This is a genomic window from Curtobacterium sp. 22159 (assembly GCF_052045775.1).
In the GTDB taxonomy this organism is placed as follows: Bacteria; Actinomycetota; Actinomycetes; order Actinomycetales; family Microbacteriaceae; genus Curtobacterium.
The window spans coordinates 1-15158 of the sequence record NZ_JBQEPN010000011.1 but is presented as its reverse complement, the minus strand read 5'-3'; the positions used below and the strand labels follow the sequence as shown (position 1 = coordinate 15158).

Sequence of the window (15158 nt, the reverse complement as noted above, 5' to 3'; positions counted from 1 at the left end):
CGCGGGGCCGCACCGCGCCTCCCGGCCTACTGTTGAGGGATGGACGGCATCGAAGGGCGTGTACGCGGCGCGGTCGATGTCTGGCTGCGCTGGCTGCCCCGGTGGCAGATCGGCACCGCCCGTCCCCGCACCCGCATCTGCCGGAAGTGCACCGGCTCGCCGATCGCGAGCGCGGCGGGCTTCGGGCCGGACGTGCCGCACGCGGTGCAGCACGCGCTCATCGGACGGATCTCGACCATCGTCGAGGACGCGGTGGACGACTACACCGCGAAGAACCTGCCGCTGCTGCAGCGCGAACTCGAGCGGGCAGCCGCCCGGAAGCGGCACGCCGGGTACCAACCGACCGAGGGACTCTCGCCCGAGTTCCAGGGGCTCGACGTCGATCCCGAGCCGTCGCCGGGGGAGCCGTTCCTGTTCACCCTCGGTGAGCTGACCGGCACCGGCGCCGGCGAGCAGACCCCGCGCGAACCGCTGTCGGACGAGGCCAAGGCGGCACTCCGGCACGAGATCGAGCTCTCCGACGAGTGCGCCCGGTCGACCGGGACCGCGGTGTGCCTCGCGCTCATCGAGCACCGCCCGCGCATCGCGGAGGCGGTGGAGCGTCTGGTCGAGCCGCAGATCGAGGCGCTCGTGTCGGACATGTTCCGAGGCTTCGACGACGGACCGGACGGCCCGCGCGACGGGTTGTTCTGAGCCGGCCTGACCTCGCTCAGCGAGCGGAGTCCGCCGGGGTGCGCTCCCGCCGCCGCACCCCGCGGAGCACGAGCCGTGCCAGCCCCCGCCACCCGAGCAGGAAGACGCCCAGCACGACGGTCGCGACGATGACGAACGAGATCGGCAGGGGGTCCCCGTCGACGTCGCCCTGCCCCGTCGCGACCCGGATCGCCATGCCGACGAACACGGTCAGGATCCACGCCACGACGCCGGTCGGCCAGAAGCGCAGCGGACGGGCCCAGGCACCGCTCGTGACGTAGGCGATCGCCCACCCGGCGAGGAACGGGTACGCCGTCGTCCACAGCCCGAGCGCGGAGTCCGCCTCACCGTGGGAGGAACGACCGATCACGGCGAAGAGGACGATGAGCACGACGTCGATCACGGCTGCGAGCCAGCCCCAGGTGCGTTCTGTCACGGTGCCATTCTCGCAGCCGCGCGTTCACGAGCACGTCACCTGCGGTTCGCCGTCGTCCGGGACGATGCGCGGATGACGACGACGCAGTCCCCGGTCGCGCAGGCGGAGCACCCCGGGGCGACCGGGAGGCGCGGCGTGCGTCCGCCCCGTCTCGTCGCCCACCGCGGTGCGCCGCGCGTCCGTCGCGAGAACACCATGCCCGCCGTGGCGGTCGCCGAGGCGCTCGGCGCCGAGGCCGTCGAGGTCGACGTCCGACGAACCGCCGACGGTGTCGCCGTCCTGCTGCACGACGAGACCCTCGGGCGGATGTGGAGCGACGCCCGCCGTGTGTCCGAGGTCGACTGGTGCGAGGTCGCGCGGCTCGGCAACGGACTCGACCGCATCCCGCGACTGGACGACGTGCTCGAACGGCTCGACGGGTGCGACGCGACCCTCGTCGTCCACGTGACCACGCCGGAGGACGCCGTCGTCGCCGCACGGACCGTCGCAGCGTCGGGTGCCCTCACGCGGGTCGCGTGGCGCGGCGCCCCCGAGGCCCTCGCCGTCGTGCGCGCCGAGCTGCCCGACGCCGACCTGTGGCTCGGGTGGGAGACGCTCGAGCCGCCGACGCCGTCGGACCTCGAGGCACTCCGGCCCTCGACGCTCGACCTCGACGTCGCGTTCCTCACCCCGCGCACGGTCGAGGCTGCCCACGCGATGGGTCTCGCCGTCGCGGTGTGGACGGTGGACGAGGTCGAGCCGGCGCTCTGGGCGGCCCGGCTCCGCGTCGACTCGATCACCACGGACGACGTCGCGACGCTCCGTGCCGCGCTGGCCGCCGCCGAACGCGATGGGTGGCCCGTGCCGGACCGTGAACCCACCGAGGCCGAGGTCGCCACGCGGGCGGAGGCGCTGGCCCACCGCGTCGCCCACGAGGTCATCGCCTTCACCCGTGAGCACCCCGTCGTCACGGTCGCAGCGAAGGGGGACCCGGCGGACCTCGTCACGGACGTCGACCGGCTCGTCGAGCGGCACGTCCGATCGCGCGTCCGGACGGCGTTCCCCACACACGCCTTCACCGGCGAGGAGTTCGGCGATGCGCCGGGCGACCGGCACCGCTGGTACCTCGACCCGGTCGACGGCACGACCAACCTGGTGAACGGGATCCCCTGGACCTCGATGTCGCTCTGCCTCACGCGCGGTGGCCGTCCGCTCGTCGGGGTCGTGGCGGACCCGTGGCGCGGGGAGGTCCTCGAGGCGCGACGCGGCCGTGGCGCCCGGGTCCGGGACCGTGCGCTGCGGCTCGACGACGCGCCCCGGGCCCTCGCCGGCGCCGCCGTGGGTACCGAGCTGGACGGGCACCGGCCCTGGCCCGGGTTCGGCGCGTTGCTGGACGCCCTCGCCGACCGGTCCTGCACCGTCCGGGTGCAGGGCTCCGGCACGCTGACGATCGCCCAGGTCGCCGCCGGACGGGGGATCGGCGGCTGCGTGTGGGCGTTCGACCCCGTCGACCACGGTGCCGCGGTGCTGCTCGTGCACGAGGCCGGCGGCGTCGTGCTGACCCGGTCGGGCCCGGTGGAGGGCTTCCCGCCCGTGGGCGAGCCGTTCCTCGTCGCCCATCCCGGCGCTGCCGACGAACTGCACGCCGTGTGGACGGCGGCGCTCGCCGCAGGTCAGGCCTGAGCGATCCGGACCATGTTGCCGGCGGGGTCCCGGACGGCGGCGTCGCGGACGCCCCAGAACTGATCGGTCGGCTCCTGCAGCACCTCGGCGTCGGGGCTCGCCGTGATCCGGTCGAACGTCGCATCGAGGTCCGTGACGCGGAGCTGCAGCATCGAGAGACCGCCCTTCGCCAGCAGGGCGGCGATGGCGTCGCCGTCCTCCTGGGAGCGGCCGGCGTGCGGCTCGGACAGGACGAGTTCGAGGTCGGGGTGGTCCTCGCTCACGAGGGTCACCCACCGGAACCCGCCGTTCTCGACGGTGTTCCGGACGGAGAAGCCGAGGACGTCGCCGTAGAACGCGACGGCGGCGTCGATGTCGTCGGCGAGCACGTGCACGCCGCTGATCTGGATCGTCATGGCAGCGAGACTAGGGCTGCTCGGTGGCGCGGCGCTTCTCCGATCCTGCTCGGACCGGGCGCGTGACGACCATCGTGTGACAGCTCCAGACACCGGCGAGCGCGTCGTGGTCCGCAGCGCGGTACTGCGTCGGGGTCATCCCGACGAGTTCGGTGAACCGGGACGAGAACGACCCGAGGCTCGAGGCGCCGACGGCCGTGCAGACCTCGGTCACGCTGAGGTCGGTGCTGCGGAACAGCGCCTGCGCCCGCTCGATCCGACGCGTCATCAAGTACGCGTACGGGCTCTCGCCGTAGGCGGCCCGGAAGCGACGACTGAAGTGGGCGGGTGACATGAACGCGGCCGCGGCGAGCGACGGCACGTCGAGCGGCTCCGCGTACTCGCGGTCCATCCGGCTGCGTGCTCGCCGGAGCCGCCGGAGCTCGTCGATGTCGGTGGTCACGGAGCCATCCTGCCCCCGCGCGCTCTCGGCGGACTCTGTGCGTGCGTTCAGTCAGGGGTCGTGCGTCCTCCCTAGGGTGGCAGTCCACGGCCGGACCGGTCGGCACCCGCCGACCGGCACCACCACCTCCCGGTGGGCCGCACCCGAAGGAGCATCGACCATGGGATTCCTCGACCGCCTGCTCGGACGCCCGTCCCGCGACCACGACGCCGCGGGCCAGGGCGGGTGGCAGCCGCAGCAACAGGGGTACCGCTACGGCCAGCAGTCCTACCAGCAGCCCGCCCGACCGGCCGACCCGTACGGCACGCCGCAGTGGGGCACCGCCACCCCGGGTGGCGGAGCGGCGGCGACCGACGACGAGCGCGCGGTCGAGCGCTACCGCTACCTCCTCCGGACCGCGCCGCCGGAGCGCATCGAGGAGGTCCACGCCGAGGCGTTCGCGACCCTCACGCCCGAGCAGCGCCGGATGGTCTACGACGAGTTCACCCGGACCGCACCCGCGGGCGAGGCGCCGCGCGGTGACGACCCGCGCTCCCTGGCCCAGGCCGCGACGCGCTCCGAGATCCGTCAGCCGGGCTTCGTGGAGCGTTCGCTCGGCGGGATGGGGGCCGGTCGTCCCGGTGGGGCCGGCGGGCTGTTCGGTGGCGCCGGGCAGCGCTCGGGCCCGTCGTTCGGCAGCATGATCGGCGCGTCGATCCTCGGCACGGTGGCCGGGTACGTGATCGGTTCGACGCTCATGAGCGCGTTCCTGCCCGACCCCGGTTCGTTCGACGGCGGTACCGATGCTGCGGGTGACGGTGGTCCGGAGGACACTGGTGCCGACCCGGGTGACGGCGGCGCGACCGACGGCGGCGGGTTCGAGAGTGCGGGCTGGGGCGACGGCGGATCCGACTTCGGCGGTGGCTTCGGCGACTTCGGCGGTGACTTCGACGTGTGAACGGCGGCGTCGCTCCCCGGAATACTGATATTCTCCATGGTCGACAAGGGAGCGACATGGCCATCATCGAAGCCTCCGGGCTGACCAAGACGTACCGGTCGAAGGCGGGGCCGGTGCACGCCCTCGCGGGGCTCGACCTCGCGGTGCCGCAGGGCACCGTGACGGCGTTGCTCGGGCCGAACGGCGCCGGCAAGACCACGACGGTGAAGGTGCTCACCACCCTGATCACGCCCGACTCCGGCACCGCCGTCATCGACGGCATCGACGTCGTCGCCGACCCGCAGGCGACACGTCGGGCGATCGGGGTGTCCGGGCAGTACGCCGCCGTCGACGAGAACCTCACCGGCTTCGAGAACCTCGAGATGATCGGCCGGCTCTACCACCTCGGCCGGCGGACCGCGCGCGACCGCGCGCGGGAACTCATCGACGTGTTCGACCTGTCCGAGGCCGGCGACCGGCCGGTGAAGGGCTTCTCCGGCGGCATGCGTCGACGCATCGACCTGGCTGGGGCGCTCGTCATGAACCCGCGGGTGCTGTTCCTCGACGAACCCACGACGGGTCTCGACCCCCGCAGCCGACTCGCGCTCTGGGGAATCATCGAGGACCTGGTGGCAGGCGGCACCACGGTGCTGCTCACCACGCAGTACCTGGAGGAAGCCGACCAGCTCGCCGACGACATCGCCGTGATCGACGGTGGGACGGTGATCGCCGAGGGCACGTCCGACCAGCTCAAGGCCCAGGTCGGCGGTCACCGGGTGGTCGTCACCCTCGTCGACGAGACCGACGGGGCCGCCGCCACGACCGTCCTCCGTCGCTCCGGCACCGGAGAGGTCGAGGCCTCTGGGGACGGACGCACCTACGCGATCGCCGTGGACGCCGGCCCGTCGGCACTGCAGCGGGTCCTCGCCGACCTGGGCGAGGCCGGCATCGAGCTCCACGACGCCGGCATGCGTCGGCCCACGCTCGACGACGTGTTCCTCCGGCTCACCGGGCACGCGGCCACCGATGACGACCCGCCTCCCTCCGAGCAGGGCACCGGTTCGAAGGACCGACAGAAGGAGACGACGCGATGACCACGACCACCTCGGCGCTCGGCCGGCAACTGCCCGTCGTCGTCACCGCGCCCGCGGCCCTCTGGTTCGAGGACGGCTGGACGGTCACGAAGCGCAACCTCGTGAAGATCAAGCGGTCGCCGGACATGCTCGTCTTCGCGGTGCTGCAGCCGATCATGTTCGTCCTGCTGTTCAGCCAGGTGTACGGCGGGGCGATCTCCGTCCGCGGCACGGACTACACGCAGTTCCTGATGGCCGGCATCTTCGCCCAGACGGTCGTGTTCGGCGCGACGTTCTCGGGTTCGGCGATGGCGCAGGACCTCAAGGAAGGGCTCATCGACCGGTTCCGGACGCTGCCGATGTCGGCATCGGCGGTGCTCATCGGACGGACGAACTCCGACCTGGTGCTCAACGGCATCTCGATGACCATCATGATGCTCACCGGGCTCGTCGTCGGGTGGCGGGTGGACTCCTCACCGCTCGAGTTCCTCGCCGGCGTCGCGCTGCTGCTGCTCTTCAGCTACGCGTTCAGCTGGGTGATGGCCCTGCTCGGCATGAGCGTCAAGACGCCCGAGGTCATCAACAACGCCTCGTTCATGATCCTGTTCCCGCTGACGTTCATCTCGAACGCGTTCGTGCCGAGCGACACGCTGCCGCTCGTGCTGCGCGTGTTCGCGGAGTGGAACCCGGTGTCGTCGCTCGTGCAGGCGGCTCGGCAGCTCTTCGGCAACGTCGGGACGGCCGAGGTGCCGGACGTCTGGACGATGCAGCACCCGGTCCTCACGGTGCTCATCGGCATCGCGGTGATGCTCGTGGTCTTCGTGCCGTGGGCGGTGGACAAGTACACGCGGATCAGCGCGAAGTGACGCGAGCTGCCGTACGGGGCACCCGCGGCACCCGGACGGCTTAGCATCGTCACGTGACCGCGACTGACGCCGAGCGGGTCGCGGCACGCGACGCGACCGAACCGTCCCCCGACCGCAGCACCCGCCTGCGCCGGTGGATGCTCCACGGGGCCGACCAGGGCGCCTCCCACCAGGGCCCGCACCAGGTCGAGGTCGAGAAGACGCACTCCTGGTGGCGGGTCATGTGCCTGACGGGCGTCGACTACTTCTCGACGCTCGGGTACCAACCCGCGATCGCAGCGCTCGCCGCGGGGCTCCTCTCGCCGATCGCCACGATCGTGCTCGTCCTCGTCACCCTCTTCGGTGCGCTGCCCGTGTACCGACGGGTCGCGCAGGACAGCTTCCGCGGTGCCGGGTCGATCATGATGCTCGAGAAGCTGCTGCCCTGGTGGGCCGGCAAGCTGCTGGTGCTCGTGCTGCTCGGGTTCGCGGTGACGGACTTCATGATCACGATGACGCTGTCCGCCGCCGACGCCACCGCCCACATCGCCGAGAACCCGTACACGCCGCACTGGTTCACGGACATCCCCGTGCCGATCACCCTGGCACTGCTGCTCCTGCTCGGCATCGTCTTCCTGCGGGGCTTCAAGGAGGCGATCGGCATCGCGGTCGGCCTCGTCGGCGTGTTCCTGGTGCTCAACGCGATCGTGGTGGTCGTGGCGCTCTGGCACGTCTTCGAGCACCCGATGGTCGCGAGCGACTGGTGGAGCGGCCTCACGGCGCAGCACAGCAATCCGCTCGTGATGGTCGGCATCGCGCTGGTCGTCTTCCCGAAGCTGGCGCTCGGCCTGTCGGGCTTCGAGACCGGCGTCGCCGTCATGCCGCAGATCCGCGGGGACGCGTCGGACGACACGGCCGCGCGACCGGAGGGTCGCATCCGCGGCACGAAGCGGCTGCTCACCGTCGCGGCGGTGATCATGAGCTCGTTCCTCATCACGTCGTCGATCGCCACGACGTTCCTCATCCCGCAGCACGAGTTCCAGCCGGGCGGCGGCGCGAACGGCCGAGCGCTCGCCTACCTGGCCCACCAGTACCTCGGCGGCGTGTTCGGTTCCGTCTACGACTTCTCGACCGTGGCGATCCTCTGGTTCGCCGGTGCGAGCGCGATGGCCGGACTGCTCAACCTCGTGCCGCGGTTCCTGCCGCGCTACGGCATGGCCCCGCAGTGGGCACGTGCGGTGCGCCCCCTCGTCATCATCTTCACGCTCATCGCGTTCGCGATCACGCTCATCTTCCAGGCGAACGTCGACGCGCAGGGCGGCGCCTACGCCACGGGCGTGCTCGTCCTCATCACGAGCGCCGCGGTGGCGGTGACGCTGTCCGCGCGCCGGAAGCAGCAGCGCGGCCGGACGATCGCGTTCGGTGTGATCTCGCTCGTGTTCGTGTACACGACCATCGCGAACGTCATCGAGCGACCCGACGGCGTCCGGATCGCGGCCGTCTTCATCATCGCGATCGTCGTCGTCTCGCTCGTGTCGCGGGTGCGCCGGTCGTTCGAGCTGCGTGCCTCGTCGATCGAGCTGGACGCCACCGCACGGCAGTTCGTCGAGGCCGACGCCGACCAGTTCAGCTCCGTCTGCATCATCGCGAACGAACCCGGCGCGGGCACGGCCGAGGCGTACCGATCGAAGGGCCGGGAGGAGCGGCGCGACTCCGGCATCCCCGCACGCGTGCCGACGATGTTCCTCGAGGTCCTGCCCGCCGACTCCTCCGACTTCGAGGAGGACCTCGTCGTCGAGGGGCACGTGATCCACGGCTTCCGGGTGCTCAAGGTCCGCTCCGGGAACGTCCCGAACACGATCGCGTCGACGCTCCTGGCGATCCGTGACCTGGCCGGGGTGGTGCCGAGCATCTACTTCGAGTGGAACGAGGGCAGCCCGATCCGGAACGCCCTGCGCTTCGTCTTCACGGGGGTGGGCGACGTCGCCCCGGTGACCCGCGAGGTCCTTCGCGAGGCGGAGCCCGACGTGAACCGCCGACCGAGCGTCCACGTGTCGTGAGCGTGCCCGCGGGTCCGTCCTCCCGCCCCGTCACGGGCGCCGCGGCGGTCGTCGTGGCCGCAGCCGTGTGGGGCACCACCGGGACCGCGACGCACTTCGCGCCCGGCGTTCCCGCGTTCGTGTTCGGCGCGGTGACCTTCGGGCTCGGCGGGCTCGTCCTCGCCGTCACCGCGGGGCGCAGCACGGTGGGCGTCCTCGCCGGACGCGGGACCCGGGGATGGGTGCTGCTCGGAGCCGGGGCGCTCGTGGTGTACGCCGTCGCCTTCTACGCTGCCCTCGCCGGTGCCGGTGTCGCGCTCGGCACCACCGTCGCGATCGGTTCGTCGCCCGTGTTCGCCGGTCTCGTCGAGTGGGCGGTGGACGCCAGGCGCGTCACTACCCGTTGGGTGGTCGCCACGCTGGTGAGCGTCGTGGGCATGGTCGCCGTCACGCTCGCCCGGTCGGACGGCGCGGGCGGTCAGGACGGACGGGATCACCCGCTCGTCCTCGGGCTCGGCTGCGCCCTCCTCGCCGGGCTCACCTACGCGCTGTACTCCTGGGCGGTCGGACGGGGCATGGAAGCGGTCGGCGCCAGCGGGCAGCGGTCGAGCGAGCGCGGACTGGTCGGGGCGGTGTTCGGCCTCGCGGCGCTGCCGCTCGTCGTGCTCGCCGTCGTCGGTGGGCACGAGTCCCTCGGCGTCGCGTCGCACTGGCCGGTGTTCCTGTACCTGTCGCTCGTCCCGACGGTGCTCGGACACTCGCTCTACGCGGTCGGCCTCCGGAGCGTGCGGGCGTCGGTGGCGACGCTGCTGTCCCTGCTCGAGCCGGTCGTCGCGGCCGGGCTGGCGGTCGTCGTGGTCGGTGAGCACCTCGGCCCGACCGGGTGGACGGGGATCGGGCTCGTGGTCGGCGGTCTGGCGCTGCTCGCCCTGCCGACGCGCCGCCGCCCGTGAGGACCGCGCGGAGCCGTCAGTCGCCGAGGATCTGGTCGCGGACCTTGCGGCGCAGGACCTTGCCGATCATCGAGCGGGGCAGGTCGTCCACCACGACGACACGGCGGGGCACCTTGTAGGCCGCGAGCTGCTCACGTGACCAGGCGCGGAGCGCTTCGCCGTCGAACGTCGCGGGGTCCTTCGGCACCACCGCGGCGACCACCTGCTCGTTGCCGCCCTGCGTGATGCCGACGACGGCGACCTCCTTGACGCCGGGGTGCTTGAGGAGCGCGTCCTCGACCTCGGAGGGGGACACGTTGAAGCCGCCCGTGATGATGAGCTCCTTGAGGCGGTCCACGATCCGGACGTACCCGTCGGCGTCGATCGCCACGATGTCGCCGGTCCGGAACCAACCGTCGGGCGTGAACACCTCGTCGGTGGCCTCGGCCTTGCCCCAGTACCCGCGGAACACCTGCGGCCCGCGGACCTGGAGCTCACCGGGCTCGTCGGTCCCGAGCACCTTCGTCGGGTCGTCCGGGTCGGCCACGCGGGCCTCGGTCGAGGGGAACGGCAGGCCGATGGACCCGAGGCGGCGGTCGTCCGACACCGGGTTCGCCATGATCACGGGGGAGCACTCGGAGAGCCCGTACCCCTCGACGAGGTAGCCGCCGGTGCGCGCTTCCCACGGTTCGACGACGTCCTTCGAGAGCGGCATCGCCCCCGAGATCCCGATCGCGATGCCCTTGAGAGAGACCTTCGCGGAGTCCGCCGCGTGCTGCAGCCGCGCGTAGATCGGCGGCACGGCGGGCAGGAACGTCGGCGGGTGCTTCTTCATCGCGGCGAGCACGAGCGCGGGGTCGAACGTCGGGAAGAGCACCAGCCGCGAGGCCATGCTCATCGCGAAGGTCAGGCAGAGCGTCAGCCCGTACGCGTGGAACATCGGGAGCACCGCGTACACGACGCTGCCGTCGCCCGGCTGGATCTGCGGGACCCAGGCGCGGGACTGCGCGGCGTTCGCGATGAGGTTCCGGTGCGTCAGGACGGCGCCCTTCGGCACGCCGGTGGTGCCGGACGTGTACTGGATCAGGGCGATGTCGTCCGTCCCGGGACGCGGGTGACGCTTCGGCAGCCGACGGTTCGACACGAGGTCGTCCCACTTCGTCGTGCCCCGGACCGCGGTCGTCAGCTTCGCCCGGGACTCGCGGGCCTTCGCCACGGGGAGCGCGAGCGCGAGCCGGGTGCTGCGGGGCATCGCCCGGGTCAGGTCGACGGAGACGACGGCGTCGAGCGCCACGTCGGCGGGGAAGTCCTGCAGCGTCGCCACGGACTTGTCCCAGGCGATCGCGACCTTCGCGCCGTGGTCCTCGAACTGGTGGCGCAGCTCCCGCGGCGTGTAGAGCGGGTTGTGCTCGACGACGACGGCCCCGAGCCGGAGCACCGCGTAGAACGCCACGATGTGCTGCGGGCAGTTCGGCAGGACGATCGCCACCCGGTCACCGGCGGTCACACCGAGCTTGCGCAGTCCGTTCGCCGCGCGGAGGATCTGCTCCTCGAGCTCGGCGTACGTCGTGGTCCGCCGGAAGAACTCGAGCGCGACCTTCTTCGGGAAGCGCCGGGCCGACCCCTCGACGATGTCGTACAGCGACCCCGTCGGCTCGTCGATGTCGTGCGGGACCCCCGGGGCGTACGAGGCAAGCCAGGGACGAGGCGTGTCGATGCTCACGCGGACCAACCTAGCGGGCCGCCGGTGGAGCGGCTGGGAGCCGGTTGTCAGGGGCGCGACGGACGATGGCGGCATGCCCTCGGTCGCAGATGCCTTCCGTTCCCGTCTCAACGACACGTTCACCGGTGGTGCGACGGAGCGTCCGGCGTGGATCGACGAGCTCGAGCAGGGGAGCGACGCTGGCTACTTCGGGCCCGGTTCGGCGACCTGGGCCGTGCACGGCGGGAACCAGACGATCCTCGCCGGGGTCCGCGCGCTCCTCGTCCAGGCGCTGCACCCGGGTGCGCTCGCCGGCGTCGCCGACCACTCCCGCTACCGCGAGGACCCGTTCGGCCGCCTCGCGGGGACGATCCGGTGGATCTACACGGTGTCGCACGGGGACACCGCCGCCGCGCAGGGTGCCAGTGCGTGGGTACGTGGTCTGCACGAGCGGGTCCGCGGCGAGTACGTCGACGGCCACGGTGTCACCCGGCCGTACGCCGCGAACGACCCGGACCTCGCCCGGTGGGTGCACCTGGCCTTCACCGACGCGTTCCTGCGGAGCGCGCAGCTCTGGGGCGACCCCATCCCGGGCGGTCCCGACGCCTACGTCCGGGAATGGGCCGTGGCGGGCCGTCTCATGGGCGTCGAGGACGCTCCCGAGTCGGACGCCGAGCTCCGGCGGCAGATGAACGGCTACCTCGACCGCGGGGAACTCGCCGTGACCGCGCGGACACGCGACGTCGTGCGTTTCATCAAGGACCCGCCCCTCGCCCGCCTGTTGCGCCCGGGGTACCGGGCGGTGTTCGACGGTGCTGTCGCCTCGCTCGATCCCCGGCACCGGTCGATGCTCGGACTGCGGACGCCGGGGATCGGCCCGGTGTCGTTCCCCGTGCGCCGCACCGCGGGCGTCGTGCTGGACGGCATCGGTGCCGTGCTCGGTCACCGCCCCGGCACGGAGCGCGCGGCGCTCGTCCGCATCGCGCGGCTGGAGCGCGAGCGGCGGACGTCCGAACCGACCCCGTGACGGACACCGGGCACGGCGCACGACGTGCACCGCGCCTGGTGTCTCACGCTCCTGTCCGTCAGAAGCCCGACGGCACCCGCGGGGTGTAGGCGGACTCGAGCCGTGTCACCTCGTCGTCGGTGAGCGTGATGGCCGCTGCGGCGACGGCGTCGTCGATGTGGTGTTCCTTCGTCGCACCGACGATCGGGGCCGACACGGCCTCCTTGCCCGCCACCCACGCCAGGGCGATCTGCGCCATCGGCACGCCCCGCTCGTGGGCGACCGACCGCACGGCGTCGACGATCGCGCGGTTCGCGTCCTCGTCCTGACGGTAGAGCGTCTTGCCGAACTCGTCGGTGTCCGCGCGCGTGCCGGAACCGGCGGCGTCCCAGGAGCGGGTGAGCCGACCACGTGCGAGCGGGCTCCACGGGATCACGCCGACGCCCGTGTGCAGGCAGTACGGGTGCATCTCGCGCTCTTCCTCGCGTTCGAGGAGGTTGTACTGGTCCTGCATGCTGACGAACCGCGTCCAGCCGTGGAGGTCCGCGACGTGCTGCATCTCGGCGAACTGCCACGCCCACATGCTGCTCGCGCCGATGTAGCGCGCCTTGCCGGCCTTGACGACGTCGTGCAGGGCCTCCATCGTCTCCTCGACCGGCGTGCGCGGGTCGAAGCGGTGGATCTGGTAGAGGTCGACGTAGTCCGTGCCGAGGCGTGTGAGCGAGGCGTCGATCTCGTGCATGATCGCCGCGCGGGAGAGTCCGGCGCCGTTGCGGCCGGGTCGCATCCGGTTGAAGACCTTGGTGAGGACCTGCACCTCCTCGCGCGGGGCGAGCTCCTTGAGGAGGGTGCCCGTGATCTCCTCGCTGCTGCCCGCGGAGTACACGTTGGCGGTGTCGAACGTGGTGATGCCCGCCTCGAACGCGCGGCGGACGAAGGGGCGGGCGTCGTCGAGGCCGATGCTCCACGCGTGCGAGCCCTGGTCGGGGTCGCCGTAGGACATCATCCCGAGGACGACGCCGCTGATCTCGAGGCCGCTGTCACCGAGACGGACGGTGCCGACGGCGGGGGTGGGGGATGCTGCGTCTGCGCTCATGCGTTCACCCTGGCATCGCGGCCTGTGACCGCGAGCAGGCGGACCTGCAACGGAGCGTCGTCGCCGACGTCGACGGGGGCGGCGTAGAGCCCCGTCGCGGCGAGGTGCTCGATCTTCGGTTCGAAGTACTCCCACACCGCGCGCACGAGCTCGTCGGGCAGCTGTTCGTCGCTGCCGGTCGCGCGGGCGAGGTCCCACGTGTGGATCGTGATGTCGCTCGTCTGCTCCGTCAGGTACTCGCCCGCCGGGACCACGTCGGTCGCGAGGTGCACGGGCGTGTCCTGCGGAGCGTCCCGCCATGCTGCGGTCGCGGCCGTGGCGAATCGCTGCCACTCGGCGACCAGGTCGTCCCCGACGTCCTCGAGGTCGGCCTCGGCCTGGGCGTGGTCGCAGCCGGTGAGGAGCTTCGGGATCCAGCGCTGTTCCTCGACCACGTGGCGGACGAGGTCGCGGGTCGTCCACTCGGAGTCGGGAGTCGGTGCGTCCCAGTCCGTGACGGCGGCGACGCGGCGTCCGAACTCGGCCGCCGCGAGGGCCTGCAGCGCGATCCAGTCCGTGGCCATGGTGGTGCTCCTGTTCGTGGGGGTCGGCGTGCGGTGCTCGGTCGAGCGGTGCTCCCGTGCAACCAGCGGGTGCCACCGCGGATTCCCCACGCTACTGCCCGGAGACGGCGGACGGCCCGACTCCGCGGGGGAGTCGGGCCGTCCGTCTCGGGTGCTGCAGTGTGCTGCGGTTCGGTGTCCCCAGGGTCACGCCGGGTGGCGGACCCTGCGGGTCGGGAGTCCTTCGGGCGTCAGGCTGCCTGGAGGACGAACTGGACGTCGAGGTTGATGGTGACCTCGTTGCCGAGCGTGAAGCCGCCGGCCTCGAGCGCGGCGTTCCAGTTCACGCCGAACTCGGTGCGGTCGATCTTGGTCGTCGCCTCGGCGCCGAACTTGACCTGGCCGTAGCCGTCGGTGGTGAAGCCACCGAGCTCGGCCTTGAGGACGACGGGCTTGGTGACGCCGCGGAGGGTGAGGTCGCCGGCGATGTGCAGGTCGTCGCCCTTGGCCTCGATGCCCGTCGAGCGGAAGGTGAGCTGCGGGTGCTCCTCGGTGAGGAAGAAGTCGCTCGTCTTGAGGTGCTGGTCGCGCTGCTCCTGGCCGGTGTTGATCGAGGCGACGTCGATGTTCGCCTCGACGGTGGACTCGAGCGGGTTCTCGGCGGTCACGACGGTGGCGTCGAAGGTCTCGAACTTGCCCTTGACCTTGCTGATCGCGAGGTGGCGGACCGAGAACGTGACCTCGGAGTGCGTGGGGTCGATCTTCCAGGTGCCGGTCTGGTAGCCGGGGATGGTCGAGGCGGTGAGCGTCATGGTGACTCCTTCGAAGCGTGTGGACTGCGTTCCCGAGCAGGCGTCGGGCGGAACCGTGTTCCATGCGCCTGCATCGAAGTTGATGCTAGCCCATTCTGCACCGGTTTGGTTGAAGCGTCAACCAATGTTCATCCCCGTGTCGCCGAGCGGTGCCCGGCAGGTACTCGCGCGACCCCTCACGGGAGCGCTCACTCCGCTAGCGTCGGCACCATGGAATTCAGGTACCTGGGCAACTCCGGACTCAAGATCTCCGAGATCACCTACGGCAACTGGCTGACGCACGGCTCGCAGGTCGAGAACGACGTCGCCACCCAGTGCGTGCGGGCAGCGCTCGACGCCGGCATCACCACGTTCGACACCGCCGACACGTACGCCAACACCGCGGCCGAGAAGGTCCTCGGCGAGGCGCTCAAGGGCGAGCGGCGCCAGTCGCTGGAGATCTTCACGAAGGTCTACTGGCCGACCGGTCCGAAGGGCCACAACGACGTCGGCCTGAGCCGCAAGCACATCATGGAGTCGATCGACGGATCGCTCGAGCGCCTGCAGACCGACTACGTCGACCTGTAC

General features: G+C 71.7%; 16 protein-coding genes. 9 read left to right on the top strand and 7 right to left on the bottom strand.

Features of this window, described 5'->3' with window-relative positions; translation table 11 throughout:
* The first annotated feature begins 39 nt into the window (after positions 1-39).
* The gene (locus tag ACTJKO_RS13125; protein WP_440689394.1) at positions 40-693 is read left to right on the top strand and encodes a spermidine/putrescine ABC transporter substrate-binding protein; all 654 of its coding nucleotides are present in this window, start codon (positions 40-42) and stop codon (positions 691-693) included.
* Between the two features lie 16 nt (positions 694-709).
* On the opposite strand, the gene ACTJKO_RS13120 is transcribed toward ACTJKO_RS13125, so the two are convergent.
* The gene (locus tag ACTJKO_RS13120; RefSeq protein WP_440689392.1) at positions 710-1129 is read right to left on the bottom strand and encodes a DUF3054 domain-containing protein; all 420 of its coding nucleotides are present in this window, start codon (positions 1127-1129) and stop codon (positions 710-712) included.
* Between the two features lie 72 nt (positions 1130-1201).
* Between ACTJKO_RS13120 and ACTJKO_RS13115 the strand changes: the two genes are divergently transcribed.
* The gene (locus ACTJKO_RS13115; protein ID WP_440689390.1) at positions 1202-2791 is read left to right on the top strand and encodes an inositol monophosphatase family protein; all 1590 of its coding nucleotides are present in this window, start codon (positions 1202-1204) and stop codon (positions 2789-2791) included.
* Here the strand turns inward: ACTJKO_RS13115 and ACTJKO_RS13110 are convergent.
* Positions 2782-3186, bottom strand: a complete 405-nt coding sequence (locus ACTJKO_RS13110) for a VOC family protein (protein ID WP_440689388.1) — start codon at positions 3184-3186, stop codon at positions 2782-2784. The two genes, ACTJKO_RS13115 and ACTJKO_RS13110, sit on opposite strands and share 10 nt — an antisense overlap.
* A 10-nt stretch (positions 3187-3196) precedes the next feature.
* Positions 3197-3577: a helix-turn-helix transcriptional regulator gene (locus ACTJKO_RS13105; protein WP_440689654.1), complete on the bottom strand. Its 381-nt coding sequence runs from the start codon at positions 3575-3577 to the stop codon at positions 3197-3199.
* Between the two features lie 211 nt (positions 3578-3788).
* Between ACTJKO_RS13105 and ACTJKO_RS13100 the strand changes: the two genes are divergently transcribed.
* Genes ACTJKO_RS13100 through ACTJKO_RS13080 form a run of 5 tightly spaced genes read left to right on the top strand, consistent with a single transcriptional unit; the run spans position 3789 to position 9454 of the window.
* A complete protein-coding gene (locus ACTJKO_RS13100; RefSeq protein ID WP_440689386.1) occupies positions 3789-4565 on the top strand; it encodes a hypothetical protein in 777 nt (258 codons plus the stop codon).
* A 56-nt stretch (positions 4566-4621) separates the two neighbouring features.
* The gene (locus tag ACTJKO_RS13095; protein ID WP_440689384.1) at positions 4622-5638 is read left to right on the top strand and encodes an ATP-binding cassette domain-containing protein; all 1017 of its coding nucleotides are present in this window, start codon (positions 4622-4624) and stop codon (positions 5636-5638) included.
* Positions 5635-6483, top strand: a complete 849-nt coding sequence (locus ACTJKO_RS13090) for an ABC transporter permease (RefSeq protein WP_440689382.1) — start codon at positions 5635-5637, stop codon at positions 6481-6483. The genes ACTJKO_RS13095 and ACTJKO_RS13090 overlap by 4 nt, the downstream gene beginning before the upstream one ends.
* 53 nt (positions 6484-6536) lie before the next feature.
* On the top strand, positions 6537-8522 hold the full coding sequence (locus tag ACTJKO_RS13085; RefSeq protein ID WP_440689380.1) for an amino acid transporter: 1986 nt from the start codon (positions 6537-6539) through the stop codon (positions 8520-8522).
* Positions 8519-9454 carry a DMT family transporter gene (locus ACTJKO_RS13080; RefSeq protein ID WP_440689378.1) on the top strand — a complete coding sequence of 312 codons (936 nt, stop codon included), beginning with the start codon at positions 8519-8521 and terminating at the stop codon, positions 9452-9454. Before ACTJKO_RS13085 ends, ACTJKO_RS13080 begins: the two co-directional genes overlap by 4 nt.
* A gap of 16 nt (positions 9455-9470) precedes the next feature.
* On the opposite strand, the gene ACTJKO_RS13075 is transcribed toward ACTJKO_RS13080, so the two are convergent.
* Entirely contained in the window at positions 9471-11156 is a 1686-nt protein-coding gene (locus ACTJKO_RS13075; protein WP_440689376.1) for a long-chain-fatty-acid--CoA ligase, read from the bottom strand.
* A 73-nt stretch (positions 11157-11229) separates the two neighbouring features.
* On the opposite strand from ACTJKO_RS13075, the gene ACTJKO_RS13070 reads away from it, so the two are divergent.
* Entirely contained in the window at positions 11230-12162 is a 933-nt protein-coding gene (locus tag ACTJKO_RS13070) for an oxygenase MpaB family protein (protein ID WP_440689374.1), read from the top strand.
* A 58-nt stretch (positions 12163-12220) separates the two neighbouring features.
* On the opposite strand, the gene ACTJKO_RS13065 is transcribed toward ACTJKO_RS13070, so the two are convergent.
* The 3 genes from ACTJKO_RS13065 to ACTJKO_RS13055 form a co-directional block, all read right to left on the bottom strand.
* Positions 12221-13237: an aldo/keto reductase gene (locus ACTJKO_RS13065; protein ID WP_440689372.1), complete on the bottom strand. Its 1017-nt coding sequence runs from the start codon at positions 13235-13237 to the stop codon at positions 12221-12223.
* Positions 13234-13800 (bottom strand): TIGR03086 family metal-binding protein, encoded by a 567-nt coding sequence (locus ACTJKO_RS13060; RefSeq protein ID WP_440689370.1) that lies wholly within the window; start codon positions 13798-13800, stop codon positions 13234-13236. The genes ACTJKO_RS13065 and ACTJKO_RS13060 overlap by 4 nt, the downstream gene beginning before the upstream one ends.
* Before the next feature lie 230 nt (positions 13801-14030).
* Positions 14031-14591 (bottom strand): YceI family protein, encoded by a 561-nt coding sequence (locus ACTJKO_RS13055; RefSeq protein ID WP_440689368.1) that lies wholly within the window; start codon positions 14589-14591, stop codon positions 14031-14033.
* A gap of 210 nt (positions 14592-14801) precedes the next feature.
* Between ACTJKO_RS13055 and ACTJKO_RS13050 the strand changes: the two genes are divergently transcribed.
* A partial coding sequence (locus tag ACTJKO_RS13050) for an aldo/keto reductase (protein WP_440689366.1) occupies positions 14802-15158 on the top strand: 357 nt, incomplete at its 3' end.

What these genes read in the sequence shown, in the direction of transcription:
- ACTJKO_RS13125 (WP_440689394.1), top strand. Translation starts at nt 40, where the DNA reads ATGGACGGCATCGAAGGGCGTGTACGCGGCGCGGTCGATGTCTGGCTG.
- ACTJKO_RS13115 (WP_440689390.1), top strand. Translation starts at nt 1,202, where the DNA reads ATGACGACGACGCAGTCCCCGGTCGCGCAGGCGGAGCACCCCGGGGCG.
- ACTJKO_RS13110 (WP_440689388.1), bottom strand. Translation starts at nt 3,186, where the DNA reads ATGACGATCCAGATCAGCGGCGTGCACGTGCTCGCCGACGACATCGAC.
- ACTJKO_RS13105 (WP_440689654.1), bottom strand. Translation starts at nt 3,577, where the DNA reads ATGGACCGCGAGTACGCGGAGCCGCTCGACGTGCCGTCGCTCGCCGCG.
- ACTJKO_RS13100 (WP_440689386.1), top strand. Translation starts at nt 3,789, where the DNA reads ATGGGATTCCTCGACCGCCTGCTCGGACGCCCGTCCCGCGACCACGAC.
- ACTJKO_RS13095 (WP_440689384.1), top strand. Translation starts at nt 4,622, where the DNA reads ATGGCCATCATCGAAGCCTCCGGGCTGACCAAGACGTACCGGTCGAAG.
- ACTJKO_RS13090 (WP_440689382.1), top strand. Translation starts at nt 5,635, where the DNA reads ATGACCACGACCACCTCGGCGCTCGGCCGGCAACTGCCCGTCGTCGTC.
- ACTJKO_RS13070 (WP_440689374.1), top strand. Translation starts at nt 11,230, where the DNA reads ATGCCCTCGGTCGCAGATGCCTTCCGTTCCCGTCTCAACGACACGTTC.
- ACTJKO_RS13065 (WP_440689372.1), bottom strand. Translation starts at nt 13,237, where the DNA reads ATGAGCGCAGACGCAGCATCCCCCACCCCCGCCGTCGGCACCGTCCGT.
- ACTJKO_RS13060 (WP_440689370.1), bottom strand. Translation starts at nt 13,800, where the DNA reads ATGGCCACGGACTGGATCGCGCTGCAGGCCCTCGCGGCGGCCGAGTTC.
- ACTJKO_RS13055 (WP_440689368.1), bottom strand. Translation starts at nt 14,591, where the DNA reads ATGACGCTCACCGCCTCGACCATCCCCGGCTACCAGACCGGCACCTGG.